Here is a 24,426-nt window from a genome sequence, read left to right as displayed (position 1 = left end):
CAGGGAGCGTCATGCCCGCTCTTGCTGACGCGCTGATGCACAGCGCGACCGCCGGTCCCCTCGTCCACCAGTCCCTCATCGACTTCAACATCGCGGGCCTCGCCCGGAACTTCTGGGGCCTCACCATCGAGGGCCTCACGTACGGCGCCATCTACGCGCTCGTGGCCGTCGGCTACACGCTCGTCTACGGCGTCCTGCGGCTCATCAACTTCGCCCACTCCGAGGTCTTCATGCTCGGCATGTTCGGGCAGTACGCGACCCTCATGCTCCTCGGCTTCGCCCCGAGCGGGAACGCGTACGACAAGGGCATCGCCCTCACCGTCCTCTACCTCGGCATCGCGATGCTCGGCGGGATGCTCGTCGCGGGCGGCGCCGCCGTCGGGCTGGAACGCGTGGCGTACCGGCCGCTGCGCCGACGCGGCGCGCCGGCGCTCGTGTTCCTCATCACCGCGATCGGGATGTCGTTCATCATCCAGGAGTTCGTGCACTTCGTGCTGCCGAAGCTCACGGGCGGCACGCTGGGCGGCGTCAACGCGCAGCAGCCGATCCGTCTCGTGCAGCCCGAGGTGCAGTTCACGATCGGCGGCGCGCCGGTCACGAACATCACGCTCGTCATCATCCTGTCGGCGCTCGTCCTCGCGCTCGCGACGGACATGTTCATCAACCGGACCAAGTTCGGCCGCGGCATCCGCGCCGTCGCCCAGGACCCGGTGACCGCGACCCTCATGGGCGTCTCGCGCGAGCGCGTCATCATGCTGACGTTCCTCATCGGCGGCATCCTGGCCGGTGCGGCGGCGCTCCTGTACACGCTGCGCGTGCCGAACGGGATCATCTACTCCGGCGGCTTCATCCTCGGCATCAAGGCGTTCTGCGCCGCGGTGCTCGGCGGCATCGGCAACCTGCGCGGCGCGCTGCTCGGCGGTCTGCTGCTCGGCGTCATGGAGAACTACGGGCAGGTCGTGTTCGGGACGGAGTGGCGCGACGTCGTCGCGTTCGTGCTCCTCATCGTCGTCCTCATGTTCCGCCCGACGGGCATCCTCGGCGAGTCGCTGGGGAGGGCCCGCGCATGAGCACCTCGACCCCCGCACCCCAGGCGCCCGAGGGCCGCCCCACGTCCATGCCTCCCGTGGGCCGGGTCGCGACCAAGGACCGCCCGCACGGCGGCGTCGGCGACCGGTTCCGGCTGTGGTGGGACGCCCAGGCGCGGCCCACCCAGTGGCTGATCGGCGTGCCGTTCGTGATCTTCATGGCGCTCGTGCCGGTCCTCAACATCCCGGTGCTCACCACGGTGGGCACCAACTTCGGCGGCGTGATGGCGCAGTTCGGCATGATCGCCCTCATCGCCATCGGCCTCAACGTCGTGGTGGGCCAGGCCGGCCTGCTCGACCTCGGGTACGTCGGCTTCTACGCCATCGGCGCGTACACGGTCGCGATCCTCACGAGCCCGGACAGCCCGTGGAACCAGACCGACGAGTGGCTGTCGAGCGACTGGGCGTGGCTCGCCGCGCTGCCGGTCGCCGTCGCGATCACGTCGTTGTCCGGCCTGATCCTCGGCTCGCCCACGCTGCGCCTGCGCGGCGACTACCTCGCCATCGTCACGCTCGGGTTCGGCGAGATCGTCCGTCTCCTCGCGGACAACCTCGACGAGCTCACGGGCGGCGGCCAGGGCCTGCGCGGCGTGGCCTACCCGCGCGTCGGGGTCACGGAGGAGCTGCCCAACGGCGTCTTCTCCGCGGGCAACGCCGCGGGCACGCTCAACTCGGGCGTGTGGTGGTACTGGCTCAGCCTCGTGTTCATCGTCATCTCGCTCCTCCTCGTGGGGAACCTGGAGCGCTCGCGCGTCGGGCGCGCCTGGGTCGCGATCCGCGAGGACGAGGACGCGGCGGAGATCATGGGCGTCCCGACCTTCCGCTTCAAGCTGTGGGCGTTCGTCATCGGCGCGTCGATCGGCGGCGTCGCGGGCGCGCTCTACGCGGGCCAGGTGCAGTTCGTCATCCCGACGAACTTCAACGTCATCAACTCCGTGCTCTTCCTCTGCGCGGTCGTGCTCGGCGGGCAGGGCAACAAGCTCGGGGTGATCCTCGGCGCGTTCATCATCGTGTACCTGCCGAACTTCTTCCTCGGCCGGACCGAGCTCTTCGGCATCCCGATCAACGGCAACGAGATCGCGAGCTACCGGTACCTGTTCTTCGGGATCGCGCTGGTCGTGCTCATGATCTTCCGTCCACAGGGCCTGATCCCCGTCCGGCAGAAGCTGCTCGCCTACGGGCGCGAGCTCTACGTGGCCGCGCGCCGCACGGCGCAGGCCGCCACGCGGTCGGGGTCCGACGACGGTACGCGGCCGGGCTCCCCGGCCGTCGCCACGGCGTCGGGCGCGTCGGCCACGACGAGCGGCTCCCGCACGACGGCGGCCGGGAACGGCACGGGAGAGAGCACGACGGACGGGGAGGAGACCCGATGAGCACCCACGACCCCGGCGGTATCGGTGCGGGCGGCGAGCACGGCGACGAGCACCTCGCGTCGTCGGGCCGCGCCGACTCCTCGCGCGCCGACCTCTACATGCCGGGCGCCGTCCTGGAGGAGCCCGCGATCGTCGACGTCGCCGAGGTGCGGCCCGAGCTCGCGAACCCCGACCTCGTCGACGCGATGGTCGCGCCGGACCGCACGGTCCACGCGAAGGTCGGCGAGCCGCTGCTGCAGATGCAGAACGTCACCGTGCAGTTCGGCGGCCTCGTCGCGCTGAACGACGTGACGTTCGACATCCGCCGCGGCGAGATCCTGGGCCTCATCGGGCCGAACGGCGCGGGCAAGACGACGGCGTTCAACGCGATGACCGGCGTCTACCGGCCCACGCAGGGGCAGGTCGTGTTCGACGGCTCCCCGGTCGGCAAGCTCAAGCGCTACCGGATCACGCAGCGCGGCATCGCCCGCACGTTCCAGAACATCCGTCTCTTCAACGAGATGACGGCGCTCGAGAACGTCGTCGTCGGGTCGGACGCGCGGCACCGCACCTCGGTCCCGGGCGCGCTGTTCCGCACCCCGCGCCACCGGCGCGAGGAGCGGGACGCGATCGACCGGGCGCTCGCGCTGCTCGAGTTCGTGGGCGTGGGCGGACGAGCGACGGAGAAGGCGCGCAACCTCTCCTACGGCGACCAGCGCCGTCTGGAGATCGCGCGCGCCCTGGCGACGGAGCCGAAGCTCCTGTGCCTCGACGAGCCCGCGGCGGGCTTCAACCCGGCGGAGAAGGAGTCCCTCATGGACCTCATCCGCCACATCCGCGACGACGGCTACACGGTCCTGCTCATCGAGCACGACATGCGCCTCGTCCGCGGGGTGACGGACCGGATCGTCGTGCTCGAGTTCGGGCGCGTCATCGCGGACGGCACGCCCGACGAGGTCACGAGCGACCCCAAGGTCATCGCGGCGTACCTGGGCGTGCCGGACTCCGAGCTGACCGCTGACGAGGGGGGCACGGGCCCGGACCGTGCCGCCGGGCCGACGACCGAAGGAGGCAGCGGCGATGCCACTGCTTGAGCTGCAGGACATGACGGTCGCCTACGGGCGCATCGAGGCGGTGCGGGGCATCTCGATCACCGTCGAGGAGGGCGAGCTCGTCACCCTCATCGGGGCGAACGGCGCCGGGAAGACGACGACGATGCGCGCGATCTCGGGCATCCGCCCGGTCTCGCGGGGCAAGGTCCTCTTCGACGGCAAGGACATCACCAGGATGAAGGCCCACCTGCGGGTGCTGGAAGGCATCGTGCAGGCGCCCGAGGGCCGCGGGATCTTCCCCGGCATGACCGTCATCGAGAACCTGGAGATGGGCTCGTACGCGCGGACGTTCGCGTCGAAGGCCGAGCACGACGAGACCGTCGACCGGGTGTTCGACCTCTTCCCGCGCCTCGCCGAGCGCAAGGAGCAGGTGGGCGGCACGATGTCCGGCGGCGAGCAGCAGATGCTCGCGATCGGGCGCGCGCTCATGGCCCGCCCACGGCTCCTGCTGCTCGACGAGCCGTCGATGGGCCTCGCGCCCATGGTCATCCAGCAGATCTTCCGCATCGTCTCGGAGATCAACGCCCAGGGGACGACGGTCCTGCTCGTCGAGCAGAACGCGCAGCAGGCGCTCTCGCGCTCCGACCGCGCCTACGTGCTCGAGACGGGCGAGGTGGTGCGCGCCGGGGGCGGCAAGGAGCTGCTGGCCGACTCCAGCATCAAGGAGGCCTACCTGGGCGTCGCCTGACCCGACCACGCCCCCACGCGCTGTCGAACACGACATGGGTGCCGTTATCCGACGGATAACGGCACCCATGTCGTGTTCGGCGGGGTGGGGGTGTTCGCGAGGCGGGCCTCGCCCTCGCGCACGAGCTCGTCGGCGTCCGCCGCTCCGGCGACGGACCACGTGAGCGAGGTGCGGAACGTCGGGCGGGCCGGGCCGTCCGGTGCGCCGAGCCGGGCGAGCACCTCGTGGCGCAGGGCCTCGGCGCTCGCGGCGGCCTCGACGTCGCCCATCGCGGGCAGCGTCGCGAGCACGGCGAACCGGTCGCCGTCGACGCGGCCCGCCTCGCAGCCCCCGGGGAGCCACGACCGCAGGCTCCGCCCGACCCCCGCGAGGACGGCGTCCCCGGCGTCCTGCCCGTGGACGGCGTTGATCCCGGCCATGTCGCGGACGTCGAGCAGGAGCAGCACGACGCGCGTGCCGCCGTGCGCGACCAGCCGGCAGCGACGGGTGAGCGAGTGCCACGTGCTGCGGCGCGAGAGCAGTCCCGTGAGCGGGTCGTGCGTGGACCGCTCCGCGAGCGTGCCGACGAGCGAGCGAACGAGCTCGGCCGCGCCGACGCTCGCCCAGTGGCCGCCGCGGACGAGGACGTCGTCGTACCGGTGGTCGTCCGGCCGGGACATGGCGAGCGTCGCGACCTCCGTGACGGCCGCCGTCGGCGCGACGACGAGCGGCGCCCAGTCCGTGACGCTCGCGACCGGCCGACGCTCCAGGACCGCGCGGCCGTAGCCGAGCCGGCCGGTGAGCGCGGCGACGAGGCTCGCGCGCACCACGACCCCCGTGCGCGGGGCCGGAGCACCGGGCGGGGGGACCGCGTCGTCGTGCACGACGACGCACGCGACGTCGGGGTCGCGGAACACGACCTCGAGCTGCCCGACCGGCATGGCGGAGCCGACCGACAGGACCGGCCGCGCGAGGTCCGCGACGGCGCCGCTCGCGCGCGCCGGCGGGCGCATCGCGGTGTGCTGAGCCAGCTCGGTGAGTTCGTCGTGCACAGGGGCAGTGTGGCGGCGCCGCGACGGTCGCGGCCGGGACGAGCACGAGTGTTCGTCGAGAGTTCACGACGGCGTCACGCGCCGGTCGTCGGGCGTCACCGGAGCGGCGCGGGCGTGGTGCGAGTCCCGAGGATGGAGCGACCGCGAGGTCCCCTAGGCTGGACGGTGTGCCGCTCCGACGCCGTGACGCCCGGGACCGACTGACCTTCGAGCTGGTCGAGTCTGCGGACGCGGACGCGGACCTCGAGGACGACGCGCCGGCATGGGGTTCCGCGACGGGCCCCGGACAGGCGCCGCGGGGTGGCGCCGCGGGTGCGACCTGGCCGGGCGCCGTGCGGTCGGGCGTCGCGCGGCCGGTCGACCTCGACGCAGCCGCCCTCGGACCCGACGCCCGCGACCAGGACGCCGAGGACGCGCCCGACGGGGAGGAGCCCCGTCTCGCGGGGGACGGCCCGGACGGTCCGAGGGCGCCCCGCCGCGGGCGGCGCCCCGCCATGGTCGGGGCGGTCGCCGCCGGGGTCGCGCTCGTGCTCGGCGGGATGCTCGCGGTCGACGCGTGGCACGGCCGGGCCGGTCTCGACCGCCTGCGCGCCGCACCGGGCGGCGTCGAGCCGCTGCCCGACGCCCCCCGGGAGCAGTGGACCGCCGACGTGGGGCTCACGGGTGGTCTCGCGCTGCTGCCCGACAGCATGGTGACGGTGGAGGACGGGGAGGCGGTCGCGGTCTCGCTCGACAGCGGCGAGGAGCGCTGGCGGGTCGACGTCGGGAAGGACGCGACGTGCGGCAGCTGGCTCTACTGGCTCTCGCCGTCCGGGGAGCCGGACGACACGCTCGTGTGCGTAGCGCCCGTCCCCGAGCCCTCGGGAGGGATCGTCCGCGACGGGCCGCGGGAGGTCGATCCCATGACCGGCCGCGTCGTCGCGACGACCTGGACGATCACGGTGGTCGACGACGACGGCGAGGTGCTGGGTCAACGTGACGCGAGCACGGACGGCGCGCTCCTGACCCCGGGGCCGGACGGGTCGATCGTCCGTGCCGAGCGCGTGGGCGAGGTCCCGGCCGGCGAGGGCGCCGTGGTCGAGGTGGACGACCTGACGGGGATGCCGAACGAGATCCCGGAGGGACGCCCCGCCGTCGTCCAGGTCGAGGACGCGCTCACGGGGGACCTGCGCTGGGAGGCGGAGCTCCCCTTCGTCGCAGGGTCCGGGCAGTGCACGGTGTGGAGCGAGGCCGACGGCGACGAGACGGTCCGCGCCGACCTGGAGAACCTGTGGACGGCGGTCGAGACGCGCCTGGTGCGCGTCGAGGGCTGCGGCGTCACGTCGTGGTTCACGCACGACGGCACGCGTCTGGACGAGCCCGACAACCCCGTCGACGGGGTCGTCGCGCTCGTCGACGGCACCTACTCCCGCGACCCGACCGGCAACGACTACGGCTGGGGCCCGTCGAGCGGGACCGAGCCGACGTCCGCGCCCGCGATTCTCGGGGCGGACGGGTCGGTGCGCTGGGAGCCGCCGGGCAGCGTCCTCTCGCCGCCGTCGACCGACGGGCGCCCGGTGCCGACCTTCGTGCGGGACGGCCTGGACCTCGTCGCGTTCGACGCCGAGGGCACCGAGCTCTGGCGCACGTCCGAGCAGAGCACCCCGGACGCGGTGCTCGTCGCCGCGGGTGGGACGCTCGTCGTCGCCCACGGGTACGGGGACGGCGCCCTGGCGGGCATCGACCTCACGACGGGCGGCGAACGCTGGTCGCTCGACCGCGAGGAGCTGATCGCGGGGCTGGAGATCGGGGCGGGCTGGTCGGCCGAGGTGGCCTACACGGACGGGTCCCGGGCGATCCTCGCCGTCTCCGACTGGGAGGCGGGGACGACGTCCCTGATCGCGCTCGACCTCGCCGACGGTGGCGTCGCGTGGACGGCGCAGACCACCGGTCACGACGGGGGCTCCTGGGTCGCGCCGCTCCAGGGTCGGCTCCTGCGGATGAGCGAGACGGAGATCACGCGGCTCGGTTGACGCCCGTCCTACGCTGGGCTCGTGCCGCTCCGACGACGAGACGGCGGTGACGACCGCCGCACGTTCGAGCTCGTCGAGTCGGCCGGGATCGACGTCGACCCCGACCTCCTCGACGCGCCGCACCCCGTGCTGCTCGGTGCGCTCCCTCGCGACACCCCTCCCGGCCTCGGGGCGCACGACGCGACGGTGGCCGCCGGCGACGGCCCGGACGGGGTGGACGTCGAGGGGCCGCCCCCTCATCCGCGCGAGCCGCGCGGGGACCGCCGGCGAGCGCGCTGGGTCGCCGCCGCCGTGGTGACCGGTGTCGTGGTGGTGCTCGTGGGCGGGATGCTCGTCGTCGACACGGTGACGAGCCGTGACGCGCAGGAGCGGCTCGAGGTCGCGCGCGGGGCGGTGCGGCCCCTCGACGCCGCCCCGACCGAGAGGTGGACGGCGTCGGCCGCGACGGACCGCGGCGTCGGGTTCCTGCCGGGTCTGCTCGTGACGGTGGAGGGCGACGAGGCCGTCGCGCTGGACCTGGACAGCGGCGCCGAGGCGTGGCGGGCCCCGCTCGGCGGCGACGAGGCCGTGTGCGGGTCCTGGAGCCCGTGGGAGCTGCCCGGCGTGGCGTCGCGCGAGGTGGTGTGCGTCGCGGGATCCGGGGTCGGGCCGTTCTGGTACGACCCCGGGACGCGGTCGCAGCCCGAGCCGGGCGCGGACGTCCCGCCGGCGCACGTGACGGTGCTCGGCGCGGCGGGTCAGGTCGTGGGGGAGCGCGACGTCGAGGTGGGCGGCGCGGTGCTCGTGCCGGGGCCCGACGGCGGGCTGGTCCGGGCCGAGCGCGTCGGGGAGCCGGGCGAGCCGAGCGGGCCGCCCGTCGCGGTCGACCCGGGCGCCGGGGAGTCGGTCGACGGCGTCGCGGGGCGCGACGTCGTCGTGACGGTCGAGGACGCCCTGACCGGCGACGTGCGCTGGCGGAGCGAGCTCCCGTTCCAGGACGTGCCGTGGTCGTGCACCACGTGGGACCCGGAGACGGGCGGCGAGGAGATCGACCCGGACCGGCTCACGCTCGTCGCGACGGAGACCCTGGTCGACGTCGGCGGCTGTGGCGTCGCGGCGTCGTTCCTCCCCGACGGCGAGCGCCTGGACGACCCGGACCTGCCGACCGACGGCGCCGTCCCGCTCGCGGGCGGGCGGTTCCTCGTGGACGCCGACCGGCAGGGCACGACCGGGGCGTTGCGACCCGACCGGGTGCTGGACGGGGCCGGGGTGCCCGTCCTCGACGCCCCGGGCGAGGTGCTCGACCCGCAGGCGACCGACGACCCGGCGCCCGGCGTGCTCCTCGTGCGCGACGGGATCGACCTGCGCGCGTACGACGACGAGGGCGCGCGCCTGTGGACGTACGACGGCGCGCGCGTCCCGGAGGCCGTCTACGTGCTCGCGGAGGGCACGGCCGTCGTCGGCACGGCGAGCACCGTCCTGGCGCTCGACGCGCTCTCGGGCGAGCAGACCTGGTCGCGGTTCCTCGACGACCTCGGGGGCGACGAGGGCCGGTCGGCGATGGTGACGCAGGCCTTCACGGACGGGCGGTGCGCGATCCTGGTGCTCGTCGACCCGTCCACCGGCACCCACCCGCGCGTGGTCGCGCTCGAGCTGTCGTCGGGCTCGGTCGTCTGGGAGCAGGACCTCGAGGGCGAGTGGGCGTCGTTCGTTCCGGCCCAGGGTCGACTCCTGCGCTGGGACGGCCGGACGGTCGCGCTGCTGGGCTGAGCCGCACCCGGCTTGGCAGGCGGGACCTGCCCACCGGGCTCACCCGCGGGGCTCACCCGACGAGCGCAGCGTCGCGCGGGACGGCGGCCCAGCCGGTCCGGCGCGCGACCAGGTCGGTCCAGCCGAGCCGGCCGGTGGGCGACCAGGTCGTGACGTAGCGACCGGGCCGCAGGCGGTCGTCCGTCGCCCAGAGCACGGTGAGCGCCGCCTCGGCGGTCCGGTCGCCCGCGTCGGCCTGGAGCGTGAGGTCGGCGACCCGGTCCGTGAGCGCCACGGCGCGCTCGTCCGGGGCGGCGCCGGGCAGGGCGGCAGCCCCCCACACGTCCCACAGCAGGAGCTCGTGCCGCTGCCGGTGCGCGAGGTCGGCGAGCACGTACCGCTGGACGAACCCGGGCCCGGTCAGCCAGGGCAGGTCGGGACCGGCGCCGTGGTCGGCGAGGTCGCGGCGTCCGGCGCGGTACGCCGTCCAGACCTCCGCGGCGGTCTCGAAGGGCGACCCCTCGCCGGTCGGCAGGTCGAACGGGTCGAACGCGACGTCGTCGGGCCCGAGCTCCGGGTCGGAGCGCACCCAGCGCGCGCCGTCGTGCCGTTCCACGACGACGTGGTCGTGGTGGAACCCGTCCGTGCCGAGGTAGTCCGCGAACCCGAGGCGCGTCCGGGCCGGGACGCCGTGCTCGCGGAGGACGGCGACGGCGAGGAGGGAGTGGTCGCGGCAGCATCCCCCGACCTGACGCTCGGAGGGGCGCGGCGCGTCGAGGGGGCCGGGCGAGCGTTCCACGACCGCGTCGAGGATCGACGCCGTCCAGCGCCGGTCGACGTCGTCGAGCTGGTCCGGCGTGGCGGCGGTCGCCCCGGCGCGGTAGTGCACGACGGCGTTCGTCACGGCCGCGTGCAGGCTCGCCGGGTCGGGCGCCACGGCCGCGAGGAGCGGCGCGTGGTGGCGGGGGTCGGAGCAGGGGCTGTGGGTGGCGTAGCGCGAGACGTCCATGCCGCGAGCCTCGGGTCCGCCCCAGGGGCAGGGTCAAGCCGTGTTCCCGGTGGCGGTGGGGTGGCCCCGGGCCTACGGTCGGCGCAGCCGCTCGGCGTCGAGCGTGCGTGCCGTGCACCGACCGACGAAGGGGCCTGGGCCATGCCCGACGCGAGCACCGAGACCAGCACCGGGACGAGCACGGCGACGAGCGCGGGGGCCGACGCGCTGGCTGCGGCGGTCGCCGCCGTGAGCACGCCGTCGCCGGTGGACACCCCGCTGGGGCGGTTCGAGCTGGTCGACGGGGTGCCGACCCCGGAGTCCGTCGAGCGGCTCTACGGGTCGCTGGACTTCCTGCGCGGCGTGGAGGCGTTCCTCAGCGCGATGCCCGGCGCGTCGCTCGTGGCGATGCGGCGCGGGTTCCGCAGCCTCGGGCTCCTGCGGTCGAACCAGGTCGGCTACACCGACCCGCGGGCGGACTCGGGCGGCATCTTCCTCACGCCGAACACGGAGACGACGTACGGGTCGCTCTTCGTCGACCTGCGCGAGACGGGACCGCTCGTCATCGAGCCGCCGAAGCAGTCGCTGTGCGTCGTCGACGACTTCTGGTTCCGCTACGTGGCCGACATGGGTATCGCGGGCCCGGACCGCGGCGAGGGCGGGCGGTACCTGTTCCTCCCGCCCGGCTACGACGGCGACGTGCCGGACGGCTACTTCGTCTACCGGACGCCCACGTTCACCAACTGGGTCGTGCTGCGCGCGCTGGGTGGCGTGCCGGCCATGAAGGAGACGCGGATCTACCCGCTCGCCGACGCTGCGGACCCTGCGCCGACCGAGTTCGTCAACATCGCCGGGTCGCGCGTCAACACGGTGCACGCCAACGACGCCTCGTTCTTCGACGAGGTCGCCGAGATCGTCGCGGAGGAGCCGACGAGCGCGCTCGACCCGGAGCGCGCGGGCCTGCTGCGCGCCGTGGGCATCGTGCCCGGCCGCCCGTTCGCCCCGAGCCCGGAGCTGCGCGCGACGCTCGACACCGCCGCGCGGGCCGGCGCGGCGATCAGCCGTGCGCTCGTGTACTCGCCCCGCGACCCGGAGGCGCGGATCGCGCCCGGGTCGAGCTGGCTCCAGGCGTTCCTCGGTGGCTCCTACGAGTTCCTCGCCGACGGTGCGCGCCTGCTGGACGCGCGCACGCAGTTCCACTTCTTCGCGACGGTCATCACCCCCGCCATGGCGCACGCCCAGGTCGGGGCCGGGTCCGCCTACGCGTACACCGCCCACGACGCGCAGGGCCGGATCCTCGACGGGGCCCGCACGTACCGGCTCGTGCTGCCGCCGAACCCGCCCGCGAAGAACTTCTGGTCGGTGGACCTCTACGACACGCAGACCCGGTCGCTCCTCCAGACCGCGAACCCGTACCCCAGCGTCATGAGCCTCAGCGGCACGGTCGCGACGGAGCCCGACGGGAGCACCGTGCTGTGGTTCGGGCCCGAGCCGCCCGCGGGGCGCGAGAGCAACTGGGTCGAGACGGTCCCGGGCAGGTCGTGGTTCCCCATGCTGCGCCTGTACGGGCCGCTCGAGCCGTGGTTCGACCGCACCTGGCTCCCCGGAGACCTGGAGCTCGTCGAGGACTGACGGGTCAGCGCGCGGGGCCGGGCCCGACGGCGAGCGCGACCTCCGCGACGACGGCGTCCGGCTCGTCGGACCACGGGACGGCGTAGACCTCGCGGGACGGGGCGTGCGCCTGGCCGGTCGCGACGCGCAGCGCGTCGAGGTACCCGACGATCTGCGGGAACCGGCAGTCGCGCGAGGGGACCTCGACGTACGCCTCCGTGCGGGCCGGGTCCTCGCGGAGCACGACCGGCCCGACGGGGACGACCGGCCCCCGGTACGGGACGCACGCCTCGACGCGACCGGGGACGTCGCGGCCGACGGGCGAGTGGTAGATCACCCAGTGCGCGGCGCCCGCCTCGGCGCCCGCGGCGGCGAGGTGCGCCCGGATCGTCAGCAGGTCGGCGCTGAAGGTCGGGACGAGGTCGGCCTGGGTCGTGGACGACGTGATCGTGGCGACCGTGCACGCCGGGACGTCGCGCCACCGGACCTCGGCCTCACCGCGTCGCGCGGCGAGCCGGCGGGCGAGCTCCTCGGCGGTCGCGCGCTGCTCCGCGAGCGCCCGCTGCTGCTCGTCCCACCACCCGAGGAGGACGTCGCGCACGTCGCGCGGGTCGGCGTCGAGCACCTCGGGGACGCGCGCGAGCGGCACGTCGAGCCGGCGCAGCAGCGCCAGGGCGCGCCCCCGCTCGACCTGCTCGGGCGCGTAGGCGCGGTACCCCGTGCGGGGGTCGACGCGCGCGGGGACGAGGAGCCCGTTCGCGTCGTAGAGCCGCAGCGCCTTGATGGACAGCCCCGACGCGCGCACCATCTCGCCGCTCGTGAGCGTCTCCGACGTCGGGCGGGCCCCCTGCTCCTGCGTCACGCGTCGAGCGTAACGACCGGTGCGGGACGCGCCACGGCGGCCGGGCGCCGTCGGGCGGCACTACCCTGGCCAGATGCCTGACGACCTCACGCAGACCGCCACGCCGCCGACCCCCGCGGAGCGGGAGGAGCCGGCAGCGCCCGTCGCGCCCCGCCGCCCCGCGCCGCGCACGCACCACGGGGAGACCGTGGAGGACGACTACGAGTGGCTGCGGGACAAGGAGTCGCCCGAGGTCGTCGCCCACCTGGAGGCCGAGAACGCGTACACCGAGGCGCGGCTCGCGCACCTCGAGCCGCTGCGCGAGCGGATCTTCGAGGAGATCAAGGCGCGCACGCTCGAGACGGACCTGTCCGTGCCCGTGCGGCAGGGCACGCACTGGTACTACGCGCGGACGGTGGAGGGCTCGCAGTACCCGATCCGGGCGCGCGCGCCGATCGACGCGAGCCTCGGCAGCGACGCGCCGTCGTCCTGGGTGCCGCCCGTGCTGGAGCCGGGCGTGCCCGTGCCGGGCGAGCAGGTGCTGCTCGACGACAACGTCGAGGCCGAGGGGCACGACTTCTTCTCGCTCGGGTCGTTCGACGTGTCGGTCGACGGCACGCGGCTCGCGTACGCGGTCGACGTCGTCGGCGACGAGCGGTACACGCTGCGCATCCGCGACCTCGACACGGGTACGGACCTCGTGGACGAGGTCCCCGGCACGTTCCCGGGCGCCGTCTTCTCCCCGGACGGGCGGTTCGTGTTCTACCCGACGGTGGACGACGCGTGGCGGCCCTGGCGCGTGTGGCGCCACGAGGTGGGCACCCCGGCGACGCAGGACGTCGTCGTCTTCGAGGAGCCCGACGAGCGCTACTGGGTCGGCGTGGGCGTCTCGCGCTCGCAGCGGTTCGTGCAGATCGACGTCGGCTCGAAGATCACGTCGGAGACCTGGCTGATCGACGCCGCCGACCCGACCGCCGAGCCGCGCGTCGTGTGGCCGCGCCGCGAGGGCGTCGAGTACACCGTCGAGCACGCCGTCCTGCCGAGCACGTGGTTCCCCGCGGTCGAGCACGAGGAAAGTGCCGGAGAGGCCGGGAGGACGACAGCGACGTCGGGTTCGGCGGGGGAGCGGCGGGACGTGCTGCTCGTGCTGCACAACGACGGCGCGGAGAACTTCGAGCTCGTCGTGACCGGCGTGCCCGACGGCGGCACGTCCCCGGGAGGGCCGGGCGAGGCGACCGTCGTCGTGCCGCACGACCCCGAGACCCGGCTGGAGGGGGTCGACGCCTTCGCCTCGCACCTCGTCGTCTCCTACCGTCGCGACGCGCTGTCGCGGGTCGGGGTGATCGACCTCGCGTCGGCCGAGCCGCCGCGCCCGGCGGGCCTGCCGACCCCGATCCGCACGGGCGACACCCCGGCACCCTCGGGCGACCACTGGCACGTGCGCGAGGTCGCGTTCGACGAGCCGCTGTACACCGCCGCGCTCGCGGGCAACCCCGAGTGGGACCAGCCGAACGTGCGCCTGTCCTACGCGAGCTTCGTCACGCCGTCGACCGTGTACGACCTGCGCGTCGAGACCGACGAGCTCACGCTGCTCAAGCAGCAGCCCGTGCTCGGCGGGTACGACGCCGCGGACTACGTGCAGCGCCGCGAGTGGGCCACGGCCGAGGACGGGACGCAGGTGCCGGTCTCGCTCGTGTGGCGGCGCGACGCCGTCGGGCTCGACGCGACGGGCACGGGCGCCGAGCCCGCGCCGCTCCTGCTCTACGGGTACGGGTCGTACGAGATCAGCATCGACCCGGGGTTCTCGATCTCGCGCCTGTCGCTGCTGGACCGCGGCGTCGTGTTCGCGGTCGCGCACGTGCGCGGCGGCGGCGAGATGGGGCGCCGCTGGTACGACGACGGCAAGACGCTCGCCAAGCGGAACACGTTCACCGACTTCGTCGCGGTCGCGCGCCACCTGGTCGACGCGGGCTGGACGAGCCCCGAGCGCCTCGTGGCGCAGGGCGGCTCCGCGGGCGGGCTGCTCATGGGCGCGGTGACCAACCTCGCGCCCGAGCTGTTCGCGGGCGTGCTCGCGCAGGTCCCGTTCGTCGACGCGCTCACGTCGATCCTCGACCCGTCCCTGCCGCTGACCGTCGTCGAGTGGGACGAGTGGGGCGACCCCCTGCACGACCCCGAGGTCTACCGGTACATGCGCACCTACACGCCGTACGAGAACGTGCCCGACGACGCGGCCCACTACCCGCGGATCCTCGCCGTGACGTCGTTCCACGACACGCGCGTGCTCTACGTCGAGCCGGCCAAGTGGGTCGCGCGCCTGCGCGCCGCCGGTGCGCCCGCGCTGCTGAAGATCGAGATGCACGCCGGGCACGGCGGCGTCTCGGGCCGGTACGAGGGGTGGCGCGAGGTCGCGTACGAGGACGCGTGGGTGCTCGACGTGCTCGGGCTCGCGGGGCGGTGAGCGCCGGTGACGACACGGTGACCGAACAGGCGACCGGTCCGGTGAGCGGCCCGACGCCCGACCCGCGGTCCGCGCGCGACGCGACGCCCCCGGCGACGGCGGCGCTGCTGCTGCGCCCGGTCGGCTACCTCGCGATCGGGCTCGTGTGGACGACGATCGGGCTGTTCGTCCTGGGCCTGTACCTCGCGGTCGCGGCGTACGGGCTGTTCGAGCCGCCCGCGGACCAGGAGCCGTGGGCCGAGCTCGTGGCCTCGCCCGGCGCCGTGCTGGGCCGGCTCGCCGTGGTCGCGCCCATCGTCGTGGTGCTCGCGGGGCCGGTCGCGTGGTACCTGTCGTGCGCGATCTGGCCGCTCGCCGCGTTGTCCTTCGTGTATGCCGGGCGGGCGCTGCGGCCCGCGTACCGCGGCGACCGGCTGTCGTTCACGAGCCACGTCGCGCCCGGCACGACCCTCGGCCCGCCCGTGCCGGGTCCGGTCGCGATGTCGCTCCAGCCGCAGCGGCGCACGCGGCTCACGGACACCCTCATGCGCTTCTACGCGTGCGGCTGGAACCTCGACTTCCGCGAGTTCTGGCCCGCGGTCCCCGCAGGGATCGCCTGGGTGCTCGCGAGCACCGGGGCGTCGACGGCGCTGCCGTCCGGCTGGCGGGTCGGGCTCGTCGTGGCCGCGGTCCCGTTCGCGCTCTGGTCCGTCGTCGCGCTCCGCCGGGCCTGGACGTGGCGGTTCCACCGCGAGCGCGCACGCCTGGCGGCGCGGCGCCGACTCGAGCGGCACGGCGACGAGTACCGGCTCGACCCGCGCGTCGTGCGCACGCGCCCGCAGTCGGCCGAGCACCGGGCCCGCGTCGAGGCGGAGCGGGCGGCGGCGCGCGGTGCGGAGGACCACCTGACGAGCCTGACGAGCGACGAGATCGGCGAGCGGCGCGAGGCCGTGCTCCGCGCGCGCCGGGACCGTGAGGCCCGCGAGGCGCGGGAGGCTCGTCAGGCGGCGCGTCGGGGCCGGTCGGGCGGGACGCCTCCGGACCTCTGAGTCCGCCGCCCGGCGGTCCGGGTGGTATGCGTGGAGGCGGCCCGCGGTCAGACGGCCTGCGGGCTGCCGCACTCGGCGCAGAACCGCGCGCCCGCGGCGTTCTGCGTGCCGCACTCGCGGCACGCGGCGACCTGCGCGAGGCGCTCGCCGCACTCGGGGCAGAACTTGCCGCCTCCGACCTTGGCCGAGCACGACGGGCACTGCGTGACGACCGGCGTCCGCAGGTCCGCGCCGCCGACCAGGTCCGTCGTCCGGAGCTGCTCCTGGAGCTGGTAGCGGCGCGCCTCGGCCTGGAGCTGGGCGAGCTCCTCCGCCTGCTGGGGCGAGCAGCGCACGCACTGCCCGACGGCGTCGTTCCAGCAGACCTCGTGGCACATCCAGTCGCCGCAGCCGTGGCACTGGCGGAAGGCGTCGCGCACCTCGCCGACGGCGGCGTCGAGCGCCTTGTCCTTCGCGGACGAGTTGGTCTGCCGGTCGGCGGCCCACGAACCCGCCGCGTACGACAGGTCGGCCACCTTGCCGCCGAAGAACCGGCCCGCCGCCTGGACGAGGCTGCTGCCCTTGGCGACGAGGTCCGCCTGGTACGCGGACCGGTACCCGTTGCCGCACCGCTCGCACCGGAACTCGAACTGGTAGCCGCCCGCGTTCGACAGGTCGCGGACGTTGTCGGTGAAGGCGATGGGCGCGCTCATGGCAGGGACCTCGGCAGGCTCGGGGGTCGGCGTCCCCGCAGGCCACGCCCGCGGGAGGGGTGCGTCATGGGGATCCCATGACCGCAGCGATGCTACCCACGGACCCTCGCCGCCCGGACGGATCACCCGGGTGAAATCGGGCACCCGGCGGTCAGGGGCGGACGAGCCGCAGGGGCGAGTCCGCGGTGCGGACCGTCACGGTCTGGCCCCAGGAGGCGACGAGCCGGTCGTCCTCCACACCGTCGCCGAACACGACGAGCCGGTCCGACGCGACGGTGAGCGCGACGTCCGCACCCTCCTCCACGACGCCCTCCGTGAGCGTGACGCCCGTCGCCGGCGAGGGCCACGCCTCGCGCACGAACCAGCCGAGCCGGTGCTCGGTGCGCCCCGGGGCCTGGCGGCCGCCGCGGTCGTGCGCGAGCGACGCCCACCAGCCCGTCGCGCCGGTGCCGGTCGCGACGAGCACGCCCGACGACGACTGCCGCTCCTCGCCCGCCGCGCACCACAGCGTGTAGCGCGCGCTCTGGTGGCTCGCGTGCCCGACGAACACCTCGTTGAGCGCCGTGAGGTGCTGCCCGTCGTCGAGGTCGGCACGGACCATGGTGAGCGCGTCGACGGGCAGGACCGCCGTGGGGTCGGGCGCGCCCGCGGGGGCGTCGTCACCGAGACCGCGGAGGAGGGCCGCGGCGGCCCCCACCGAGTGCCGCACGAGCACCCCGGGGTTCACCCCGGGCTCGGGGTCCACGCCCAGCACGGGCTGCCCGCGCAGGTACTTCGCGACGTTCGCGACGAGGCCGTCCTGCCCCACGACGACCACGACGTCCTCCGGCGCGAGGAGGAACCGCGACAGGTCGGCGCGCTCGACGTCCGCACGCGCCCAGCCCGCCGGGAGGGCGGTCACGACGGCGTCGCGCGCCGCCGCGAGCGCGTCGTGCCGCGCCTGGACCTCGGCGAGCGACCGACCGCGCGAGCGGAGGAAGAACTCCGCCTGACCACGGGTCCCGTGCCGGTCCAGCAGGTCGTCGAGCTCCGTGCGCCGGTGCACGACGACGGCGCGTCGCCGCAGCACCGTCAGGCCGCCTTCCCCGTGGTCCCGGCGCCCGCGGCCGTCCCCGACCGCCCGCCGTCCGGTCCGCCGTCGGGCCCACCGAGCGCGCCGCCCAGCAGCGAGCCCAGCACACCCGTCAGGAGGTCGGGCGTGACGGTGAGGTTCTGGACGTCGGGGAGCGCGCCGGCCGCCTCGCGGACCGCGAGAGCGAGGAGCGTGCCCGGGCCTGCGCTCGCCCAGACGTCCATGCGGGCCTGCTCGGCGGCGGCCTCGGCCGCGCCGACGACGCGCACCTGCTCGGCCTGCGCGTCGGTCGCGAGCCGAGCGCGCTCGGCGGTCGCGCGGGCGTCGACCAGCGCGGCGGCGGCCTTCTCCTCCGCCTCGCGCCGGGCGTTCGCGCCCTCCTGGGCGACGAGGCGCTCGCGGCGGGTCGCGAGCTCGATCGTGCTCGCGAGCTCGTTCTCGGCGATCGCACGCTCGCGCTCGACGGCGAGGGCCCGGCGCTCGTACGTCGCGCGGTCGGCCTCGGCCTGCACGCGCTCGCGCGCCGGCGTCTGGAGCGCGCGCTCGACGTCCTTCTCGGGGCGGACGGCGAGCACCTGGACGCCGATGACCACGATCCCGGTCGCGGTGAGGCGCGGGTCGGTGGTCAGCGCGTCGGTGAGGACGTCGCGCACGCGCGGCACGCCGGCCGTGAGGGCGTCGGCGAGGGGCATCGCCGCGAGCGCGTCGGCGGCGCGGCTCTGCGCGAGCCGGCCGACGATGCTGGTCACCTGGTCCCGGCCCGCGGTGCTCGTCTCGCCGCTGCCCGGGTCGACGGCGAAGTCGAGGCGCTGCGAGACGGTCACGGGGTCGGTGAACCGGTAGGTGACCCCGGCCTGGACGGTGACGTCCTGGTGGTCGGCGGTCACGGCGTGGAAGAAGACGGGCAGCTCCTGGTCGTCGACGGGGACCTCCGAGAGGACCGACGTCGTCGGCCGGAACCAGAACGCCTGACCCACGCCCTCGTGCGCGACGCGCCCGCGGCGCAGGTGCACGACGTGCCCGGTGGGGCTGCCGAGGAAGTGCCGGGTCCACGGGTAGGTGCGGATAGTCGCCATGGTCGTCTCCATCTCTTTCTCGTCGTTCTGACGATAAGGACGCTAGACCTCTCCGATTGTTCTCGTCAACCTGACGCTAATGTGCGACGATGGCCGCATGACCCCGTCCGTCAGCCCGACCCCCGGCGTCCCGCCGACCGCCGCGCTGCTGCCCGTCACGGTCGACGTCGTCGCGCTCACGGTCCGCGACGACGCCCTGCACGTGCTGCTCGTCGAGCGCGGCATCGAGCCGTTCCGCGGCGCGCTCGCGCTCCCGGGCGGGTTCGTGCTGCCGGAGGAGGGGCTCGCCGGGGCGGCCCGGCGCGAGCTCGCGGAGGAGACCGGCGTCCGCCCGCCCGGCCACCTGGAGCAGCTCCGCACCTACGGGCCGCTCCACCGCGACCCGCGCGGGCCGGTCCTCTCCGTCGCCTACCTCCTGCTCGCCCCCGAGTTCGGTGTCGTGCGCGCCGGGTCCGACGCCGGGGGAGCGGCCTGGCACCCCGTCGCGCCCCTGCTCGCGCAGGCCCCGGCCGGGTCGACGGCGTCGGGCGACCGGGCGCCGTCGGGCACCGGGCTCGCGTTCGACCACGCGCGGATCCTCGCCGACGGCGTCGAACGGGCCCGCGCCAAGCTCGAGTACTCGGCGCTCGCGACGGCGTTCTGTCCGCCCGAGTTCACGGTCGCCGACCTGCGGCGCGTCTACGAGGCGGTCTGGGGCGTGCGGCTCGACCCGCGCAACTTCTCGCGCAAGGCCACGACCACCCCGGGCTTCCTCCAGGACACCGGCCGCACGACCTCAGGCGGCACCGGCCGCCCCGCGACCCTCTACCGCGCCGCGCCGAACCCGGGGTCCCTCCCCACGACCGGCCCCGCGTGGGGAGCGACCCCGGGTTCGGCAGCGGACCCGGACCTCGCGCCCGCGAGCGTGCCCGCCGTCCTCGATCCGCCGCTCATGCGTCCGCGACGCTCAGCGGCGGGGCACCCGGGGGAGAACTCCCCCTCGACAGCGGCGCGCGGCTGAGTACGCTCGCGCGCATGTCGACGTACAGCTACTGGCGCAGCGACCAGGGCAACATGCAGGCCCTCTCGGACGAGCTCGCCGCGCAGGCCGCGATGGCGCGGTCGCGCGAGGCGTCGCTCAACCGGCGCCTGCGCTCGCTGGAGGGCGACCTGTCCAGTCGGGTCGAGGTGCTCACGCGCCTCGTCAACGCGCTCATCGAGCTCGGCGAGGTGCGCGAGGAGCTCGCGCTGTTCACGCCCGCCCGACGCGCCCGGGACGCGGCGCGCGCCCTGACGCGCGCGGTCGTGGCGGGCGAGGGCGACGTGTCGCACCTGCGCCGGTCGCCCGACCTCGCCGACGTTCCCGGCTACTGGCTCGTCCCCGCGGCGCTCGCCGTCGCCGAGCTGCCCGCGGGTCGGCTCGACCCCGAGGCGGCGCAGGAGGCGCTCCTGCGCGACCGCCGTCGGGCCGCGACGTACCTCGTCGCGGTGTGCGCGCTCGTCGGGCAGCCCGGCCTCGCGCGCGAGTGGACGCCCTGGGTGCTCGACGCCCCCGTCCTCCCCGAGAGCGGCTGGGGCAGCGCCGACGGGGAGCCGGAGGCGGCACCGGAGCGCCCCGGCGAGCGGCCGGACGAGGTCCTCGTGTCGGTCTCCGAGCGGGCGCTGTGGTGCGCGGCGGCCGCGGGGCACCTCGGGGACGACGGCGTCGCGGTCGTCCGCGCGGCGCTCGCCGACCGCGTGGCCCTGCTCGACGACGACGCGCACGCCCGCTGGCGCGCCCGGCTCCTCGAGGCCGCGCCCGCGCTCCCCGGGAGCGCGGACGACTGGGGATCGCCCGAGGCCGCCGCGGCCGACGGGTCCGGGACGCGTCGCCGCACCGCGGCGCCCGACGCCCTGCCGCTGCTGCGATCCTGGACCGCGTGGTCGCGGGCCGTCGTGGCGGGGGAGGTCGCGCTGCCGTCGCCGGCGCCCGGGCCGCTCGCGCTCGGGGCGCCGTCGGGCACCACCTCCGGCATGACTGCGGCGCCGAGCGGCGCACCCGCCCCCGGCGCGGCGCTGCTGCGGGTCGTCGGGTCGCTCGTGAACGAGGGCGCGCCCGTGGAGCGCGGCCTCCTCGAGCGGGCGGAGCTCCTGGCCGACCGCGTGGGCCGCGCGCCCGAGGACGACGGCCCGGAGTGGGACGCGTCCGCGGGGACGCTCGTCGACCTGCTCGTGGACGACGCGCGCGGCACCGACCCGGGGCTCGCGGCGATCGCGGCACCGCTGCTCGTCGACGACTTGCGCGTCGCGAGCCACGCGCGGGCCTCCGAGCTCGCGGCGTCCCCGGCGCCGTCGCGCGTGCTGCGCCTCGCGGGCCGGACCGTCACCGTCACGCCGGCCGACGACGGCGCGTCGCCCGCCGCGACGGCACGGGCAGAGCTCCTCGCGCGCCCCGTCGACGGGGTGTCGTGGGGCGTCGTCGGCGGGGTCGGGGCGCTCGCGGTGGTGACGCTCGTGCTCGGGATCGTGGTCGCGCCGGCCTGGTACGCGGTGACCGTCGTCGCGGCCGTGGTCGCGGCGTGGCAGTGGTTCTCGGGCGAGCAGCGCGCGCGGGACCAGCGTGCCGCCGCGCAGGCGAGCGCCGAGCGGTTCGACGCCGAGCTGGCCGAGGCGCGCACCGCCGTCGCGGCGGAGGCGGAGCGCGCCCGGACGCAGCGCGAGGCGGTCGCGACCGTCGTCGACGACCTCGACGACGCCCTCGCCGACCTGGGCGCGCCGACCGTCGCCTGACGTCCCGGCCGTCGCCGTGCGTCGCCCTGTGCGGCACCCCGCGGGTCGTCCTCACCAGGGCCGGGGCGCCCGTTCCCGCGGGCCGTCCGGCCCTGCCCGGCCAGGCCTCGTCCGGCGTTCGAACACCGGCTTCGAACGCCGGATGAACTGTCGGTGAACAGTGGCGGAAGAATCCACAGGATGGTCGAGCGCGCTCCGGGGATGACCCCACCATGGACGACGTGACCGAGACGCTCCTGCTGGTGCTCGTCGTCGTGACCGCACTGGCCTTCGACTTCACCAACGGCTTCCACGACACGGGCAACGCGATGGCCACCTCCATCGCCACCAAGGCCCTCAAGCCCAAGACCGCCGTCGCCCTCTCCGCCGTCCTCAACATGGTCGGAGCGTTCCTCTCCCTGGCGGTCGCGGCGACCATCGCGAAGGGTCTGGTCGACGCCGACGTCATCACCCTCGAGGTCGTCCTCGCAGGGCTCGTGGGCGGCATCACCTGGAACCTGCTGACCTGGCTGCTCGGCATCCCGTCGAGCTCGTCGCACGCGCTGATCGGCGGCGTCGTCGGCTCGGTGCTCGCGGCCGTCGGCACGCAGGGCGTCATCTGGAGCGGTGTCGCCGCCAAGGTGCTCGTCCCCGCGCTGCTCGCCCCGCTCGTCGCGGTCGGCGTCGCGAGCGTCGGGACGTGGGCCGTCGCGCGCCTCACGCGCGACGTCCCCGAGGACGTCTCGACCCGGGCGTTCCGCTGGGGCCAGGTCGGCTCGGCCTCGCTCGTCTCGCTCGCGCACGGCACCAACGACGCGCAGAAGTCGATGGGCATCATCCTGCTCGCGCTCATCGCGGCGGGCGCCGTCCCGGCGGACTCGGGCGTCCCGTTCTGGGTGATCCTCGCCTGCGCGTCCTTCATGGCGCTCGGCACGTACCTGGGCGGCTGGCGCATCATCCGCACGCTCGGCAAGGGCCTCGTCGAGATCGACACGCGTCAGGGCATGGCCGCCGAGACGTCGTCCGCGGCCGTGATCCTCATGTCCGGCCTGTTCGGGTACTCGCTCTCGACGACGCACGTCGCGACCGGCTCGATCCTCGGCTCGGGCGTCGGGATGCCGGGCGCCACGGTCCGCTGGGGCGTCGCGGGCCGCATGCTCGCCGCGTGGGGCCTGACGCTCCCGGCCGCCGGCCTCGTCGGCGCGGCCTGCTACGGCATCCAGCACGGGATCGGCGGCGCGGCCGGGACGGTCGTCGTGTTCGCGATCCTCGTCGCGACGTCCGTCGCCATCTGGGTCGCGTCGCGCCGCAAGCCCGTGGACCACAACAACGTCAACGACGCCTGGGAGGAGGGCACGGTGGACGCCGGGCTCGAGGCCGAGGTCGTCGAGGCGCGCGAGGCCGCGCTGGAGCGCCGCCTCGACGCGGCCGACCCGTTCGCCGACGCCGAGCCGCAGGCCGCGTCGCCCGTGCCCGCCGCGGGCGCACCCACCGTGACCCCGGCCGCCGCGCGCCAGCGCGCGAGCGTCTGACCCCGGCAGCCCGGAGGAGAGAACCGTGTTCGTCGAGATCGACTCGCTGCTCAAGGTCGTCGTCGCCGGCCTCGTCGTCGGCGCGGGCCTGCCCGCCCTCTTCGCGCTCGGGGTCCGGCTCGCCGCCGGCCGCGCCGTGCCCGTGGAGGTCGGCACCCCTGACGGCCGCTTCACGTCCGACGGCCGGACCGTGCGCGTCGAGCGCGCCACCCGCGGTCGCCGGGCGGGCGCGCTCGTGTGCTTCGCCGTCGTCGTCGTCGCGATCGCGGCGGGCATCGCGTTCATCGCGAGCGGCGGCCACTGACCCGGCTCACCCCCCGCGAGGCGGGGTCAGGCGGAGTCGCGCACCACGAGGGTCGGGTCGAACAGGACCGAGCGAGGCTCGGTCTCCGGGGCGTCGATCGCCGCGAGCAGGAGGCGCGCCATCTCGGCCGCCATCTCCTCGACGGGCTGACGCACCGTCGTGAGCGGGGGGTGCGCCTGGTGCGCGACCGTGGAGTCGTCGAACCCGACGACCGCGACGTCCTCCGGGACGCGCCGGCCGGCCTCCTGCAGGACCGTGGACGCGCCGTCGGCCATGAGGTCGCTCGCGCCGAACACGCCGTCGACGTCGGGGCGTGCGGCGAGGAGCTCGCGCGCGGCCGCCTCGCCGCCCGCGCGCGTGAAGTCGCCCTCGACGACGAACGGCTCGGGGAGACCGGCGGCCCGCACCGCGTCGAGGAAGCCCTCCAGCCGGGCGCGTGCGAAGGGGACGTCGGTGGGCCCGGCGACGGTCGCCAGGCGCGTCCGGCCGCGGGCCACCAGGTGCTCGGCCGCGAGGCGGCCGCCCGCGGCCTGGTCGAGGTCGACCCAGCTCACGCCGGCCGACTCGTCGGCCCCGTCGAGGTGCGTCGAGAGCACGACCGGCACGGACAGCGCGGCGAACCGCGCGGGCAGCGGGTCGCCGGAGCTCGACGTGATGAGCAGGACACCGTCGACGTGGCCCTGGCGCACGTAGCGCACGACCTGGTCGTGCGCGGGCGGGTCGGCGGGCAGGATCGCGAGATGGATGTCGCGCGGCCGGAGCACCTGCTGCGCGCCGGCGGTGACCCGGCCGATGTAGGGGTCGGTGAACAGGCGCTCCAGGAAGGGGCTGGTGTGCCGCCGCTCCGTCGGCTCGGAGACGACGAGCGCGACCGACCCGGTGCGTCGCGTCACGAGGGTGCGCGCCGCGAGGTTGGGGACGTAGCCCGTCTCGTCGATCGCCTTCTCGACGACCTCGACGATCGCCGGGTCGACCGTCGGCACCCCGTTGATGACGCGGGACACGGTGGCGCGGGAGACGCCGGCGACGGCCGCGACGGCCTCGAGCGTCGGGCGGGGCGAGGGGCGACGGGCAGCCATGGCG

General features: G+C 75.4%; 20 protein-coding genes. 13 read left to right on the top strand and 7 right to left on the bottom strand.

The features are described 5' to 3' along the window. Window positions 1-11: 11 nt before the first annotated feature. Genes NHH00_RS17345 through NHH00_RS17330 form a run of 4 tightly spaced genes read left to right on the top strand, consistent with a single transcriptional unit; the run spans window position 12 to window position 4,240 of the window. Window positions 12-1,070 (top strand): branched-chain amino acid ABC transporter permease, encoded by a 1,059-nt coding sequence (locus tag NHH00_RS17345; protein ID WP_253054583.1) that lies wholly within the window; start codon window positions 12-14, stop codon window positions 1,068-1,070. Further along, on the top strand, window positions 1,067-2,461 hold the full coding sequence (locus tag NHH00_RS17340; protein WP_253054581.1) for a branched-chain amino acid ABC transporter permease: 1,395 nt from the start codon (window positions 1,067-1,069) through the stop codon (window positions 2,459-2,461). Before NHH00_RS17345 ends, NHH00_RS17340 begins: the two co-directional genes overlap by 4 nt. Then, the gene (locus tag NHH00_RS17335; protein ID WP_253054579.1) at window positions 2,458-3,534 is read left to right on the top strand and encodes an ABC transporter ATP-binding protein; all 1,077 of its coding nucleotides are present in this window, start codon (window positions 2,458-2,460) and stop codon (window positions 3,532-3,534) included. The genes NHH00_RS17340 and NHH00_RS17335 overlap by 4 nt, the downstream gene beginning before the upstream one ends. Beyond that, window positions 3,521-4,240 carry an ABC transporter ATP-binding protein gene (locus NHH00_RS17330; protein ID WP_253054577.1) on the top strand — a complete coding sequence of 240 codons (720 nt, stop codon included), beginning with the start codon at window positions 3,521-3,523 and terminating at the stop codon, window positions 4,238-4,240. The genes NHH00_RS17335 and NHH00_RS17330 overlap by 14 nt, the downstream gene beginning before the upstream one ends. A gap of 44 nt (window positions 4,241-4,284) precedes the next feature. Here the strand turns inward: NHH00_RS17330 and NHH00_RS21160 are convergent, their stop codons facing one another. Next, window positions 4,285-5,271, bottom strand: a complete 987-nt coding sequence (locus NHH00_RS21160) for a GGDEF domain-containing protein (RefSeq protein ID WP_253054576.1) — start codon at window positions 5,269-5,271, stop codon at window positions 4,285-4,287. Between the two features lie 167 nt (window positions 5,272-5,438). Between NHH00_RS21160 and NHH00_RS21155 the strand changes: the two genes are divergently transcribed. Together NHH00_RS21155 and NHH00_RS17315 are read left to right on the top strand one after the other, a co-directional pair. Next, on the top strand, window positions 5,439-7,283 hold the full coding sequence (locus tag NHH00_RS21155) for an outer membrane protein assembly factor BamB family protein (RefSeq protein ID WP_253054575.1): 1,845 nt from the start codon (window positions 5,439-5,441) through the stop codon (window positions 7,281-7,283). A gap of 21 nt (window positions 7,284-7,304) precedes the next feature. Beyond that, on the top strand, window positions 7,305-9,032 hold the full coding sequence (locus NHH00_RS17315) for an outer membrane protein assembly factor BamB family protein (RefSeq protein WP_253054573.1): 1,728 nt from the start codon (window positions 7,305-7,307) through the stop codon (window positions 9,030-9,032). Window positions 9,033-9,084: 52 nt separating this feature from the next. On the opposite strand, the gene NHH00_RS17310 is transcribed toward NHH00_RS17315, so the two are convergent. Further along, window positions 9,085-10,020 (bottom strand): transglutaminase-like domain-containing protein, encoded by a 936-nt coding sequence (locus NHH00_RS17310; RefSeq protein ID WP_253054571.1) that lies wholly within the window; start codon window positions 10,018-10,020, stop codon window positions 9,085-9,087. A gap of 141 nt (window positions 10,021-10,161) precedes the next feature. On the opposite strand from NHH00_RS17310, the gene NHH00_RS17305 reads away from it, so the two are divergent. Beyond that, a complete protein-coding gene (locus NHH00_RS17305) occupies window positions 10,162-11,631 on the top strand; it encodes a DUF1254 domain-containing protein (RefSeq protein ID WP_253054569.1) in 1,470 nt (489 codons plus the stop codon). A gap of 4 nt (window positions 11,632-11,635) precedes the next feature. On the opposite strand, the gene NHH00_RS17300 is transcribed toward NHH00_RS17305, so the two are convergent. Then, window positions 11,636-12,472: a MerR family transcriptional regulator gene (locus NHH00_RS17300; RefSeq protein ID WP_253054567.1), complete on the bottom strand. Its 837-nt coding sequence runs from the start codon at window positions 12,470-12,472 to the stop codon at window positions 11,636-11,638. 73 nt (window positions 12,473-12,545) lie between these two features. On the opposite strand from NHH00_RS17300, the gene NHH00_RS17295 reads away from it, so the two are divergent. Beyond that, complete coding sequence (locus tag NHH00_RS17295) at window positions 12,546-14,912, top strand: S9 family peptidase (RefSeq protein ID WP_253054565.1); 2,367 nt, start codon at window positions 12,546-12,548, stop codon at window positions 14,910-14,912. 17 nt (window positions 14,913-14,929) lie between these two features. Then, window positions 14,930-15,940, top strand: a complete 1,011-nt coding sequence (locus NHH00_RS17290; protein ID WP_253054563.1) for a hypothetical protein — start codon at window positions 14,930-14,932, stop codon at window positions 15,938-15,940. Between the two features lie 47 nt (window positions 15,941-15,987). Here the strand turns inward: NHH00_RS17290 and NHH00_RS17285 are convergent, their stop codons facing one another. The 3 genes from NHH00_RS17285 to NHH00_RS17275 form a co-directional block, all read right to left on the bottom strand. Further along, the gene (locus tag NHH00_RS17285; protein ID WP_253054561.1) at window positions 15,988-16,632 is read right to left on the bottom strand and encodes a zinc ribbon domain-containing protein; all 645 of its coding nucleotides are present in this window, start codon (window positions 16,630-16,632) and stop codon (window positions 15,988-15,990) included. Between the two features lie 151 nt (window positions 16,633-16,783). After that, window positions 16,784-17,701 carry a hypothetical protein gene (locus NHH00_RS17280; protein ID WP_253054559.1) on the bottom strand — a complete coding sequence of 306 codons (918 nt, stop codon included), beginning with the start codon at window positions 17,699-17,701 and terminating at the stop codon, window positions 16,784-16,786. 2 nt (window positions 17,702-17,703) lie between these two features. Next, window positions 17,704-18,780, bottom strand: coding sequence for an SPFH domain-containing protein (locus NHH00_RS17275; RefSeq protein ID WP_253054557.1), 1,077 nt, complete (start codon window positions 18,778-18,780; stop codon window positions 17,704-17,706). 97 nt (window positions 18,781-18,877) lie between these two features. Here NHH00_RS17275 and NHH00_RS17270 point away from each other — a divergent pair, with 97 nt between their 5' ends. The 4 genes from NHH00_RS17270 (at window position 18,878) to NHH00_RS17255 (ending at window position 23,343) form a co-directional block, all read left to right on the top strand. Further along, window positions 18,878-19,780, top strand: a complete 903-nt coding sequence (locus NHH00_RS17270; protein ID WP_253054555.1) for an NUDIX hydrolase — start codon at window positions 18,878-18,880, stop codon at window positions 19,778-19,780. Window positions 19,781-19,794: 14 nt separating this feature from the next. Further along, complete coding sequence (locus NHH00_RS17265; RefSeq protein ID WP_253054553.1) at window positions 19,795-21,528, top strand: hypothetical protein; 1,734 nt, start codon at window positions 19,795-19,797, stop codon at window positions 21,526-21,528. Between the two features lie 212 nt (window positions 21,529-21,740). Beyond that, window positions 21,741-23,039: an inorganic phosphate transporter gene (locus NHH00_RS17260; RefSeq protein WP_253054551.1), complete on the top strand. Its 1,299-nt coding sequence runs from the start codon at window positions 21,741-21,743 to the stop codon at window positions 23,037-23,039. Window positions 23,040-23,064: 25 nt separating this feature from the next. Beyond that, window positions 23,065-23,343, top strand: a complete 279-nt coding sequence (locus NHH00_RS17255; protein WP_253054549.1) for a hypothetical protein — start codon at window positions 23,065-23,067, stop codon at window positions 23,341-23,343. Between the two features lie 26 nt (window positions 23,344-23,369). Here NHH00_RS17255 and NHH00_RS17250 read toward each other — a convergent pair whose 3' ends face one another. Then, window positions 23,370-24,422 carry a LacI family DNA-binding transcriptional regulator gene (locus tag NHH00_RS17250; RefSeq protein ID WP_253054547.1) on the bottom strand — a complete coding sequence of 351 codons (1,053 nt, stop codon included), beginning with the start codon at window positions 24,420-24,422 and terminating at the stop codon, window positions 23,370-23,372. Window positions 24,423-24,426 lie beyond the last annotated feature (4 nt).

The organism is Cellulosimicrobium cellulans (assembly GCF_024124905.1).
Lineage (GTDB): Bacteria > Actinomycetota > Actinomycetes > Actinomycetales > Cellulomonadaceae > Cellulosimicrobium > Cellulosimicrobium cellulans_G.
Note: the sequence above shows the minus strand (reverse complement) of the source record. Positions and strands in the feature narration are given on the sequence as shown.

Excerpts from the sequence above, each read along its gene's own strand:
- NHH00_RS17330 (WP_253054577.1), top strand. The coding sequence starts at position 3,521 with ATGCCACTGCTTGAGCTGCAGGACATGACGGTCGCCTACGGGCGCATC.
- NHH00_RS17335 (WP_253054579.1), top strand. The coding sequence starts at position 2,458 with ATGAGCACCCACGACCCCGGCGGTATCGGTGCGGGCGGCGAGCACGGC.
- NHH00_RS17305 (WP_253054569.1), top strand. The coding sequence starts at position 10,162 with ATGCCCGACGCGAGCACCGAGACCAGCACCGGGACGAGCACGGCGACG.
- NHH00_RS17340 (WP_253054581.1), top strand. The coding sequence starts at position 1,067 with ATGAGCACCTCGACCCCCGCACCCCAGGCGCCCGAGGGCCGCCCCACG.
- NHH00_RS17275 (WP_253054557.1), bottom strand. The coding sequence starts at position 18,780 with ATGGCGACTATCCGCACCTACCCGTGGACCCGGCACTTCCTCGGCAGC.
- NHH00_RS17310 (WP_253054571.1), bottom strand. The coding sequence starts at position 10,020 with ATGGACGTCTCGCGCTACGCCACCCACAGCCCCTGCTCCGACCCCCGC.
- NHH00_RS17265 (WP_253054553.1), top strand. The coding sequence starts at position 19,795 with ATGTCGACGTACAGCTACTGGCGCAGCGACCAGGGCAACATGCAGGCC.
- NHH00_RS17250 (WP_253054547.1), bottom strand. The coding sequence starts at position 24,422 with ATGGCTGCCCGTCGCCCCTCGCCCCGCCCGACGCTCGAGGCCGTCGCG.
- NHH00_RS17295 (WP_253054565.1), top strand. The coding sequence starts at position 12,546 with ATGCCTGACGACCTCACGCAGACCGCCACGCCGCCGACCCCCGCGGAG.
- NHH00_RS17260 (WP_253054551.1), top strand. The coding sequence starts at position 21,741 with ATGGACGACGTGACCGAGACGCTCCTGCTGGTGCTCGTCGTCGTGACC.
- NHH00_RS17285 (WP_253054561.1), bottom strand. The coding sequence starts at position 16,632 with ATGAGCGCGCCCATCGCCTTCACCGACAACGTCCGCGACCTGTCGAAC.
- NHH00_RS17270 (WP_253054555.1), top strand. The coding sequence starts at position 18,878 with ATGACCCCGTCCGTCAGCCCGACCCCCGGCGTCCCGCCGACCGCCGCG.
- NHH00_RS17345 (WP_253054583.1), top strand. The coding sequence starts at position 12 with ATGCCCGCTCTTGCTGACGCGCTGATGCACAGCGCGACCGCCGGTCCC.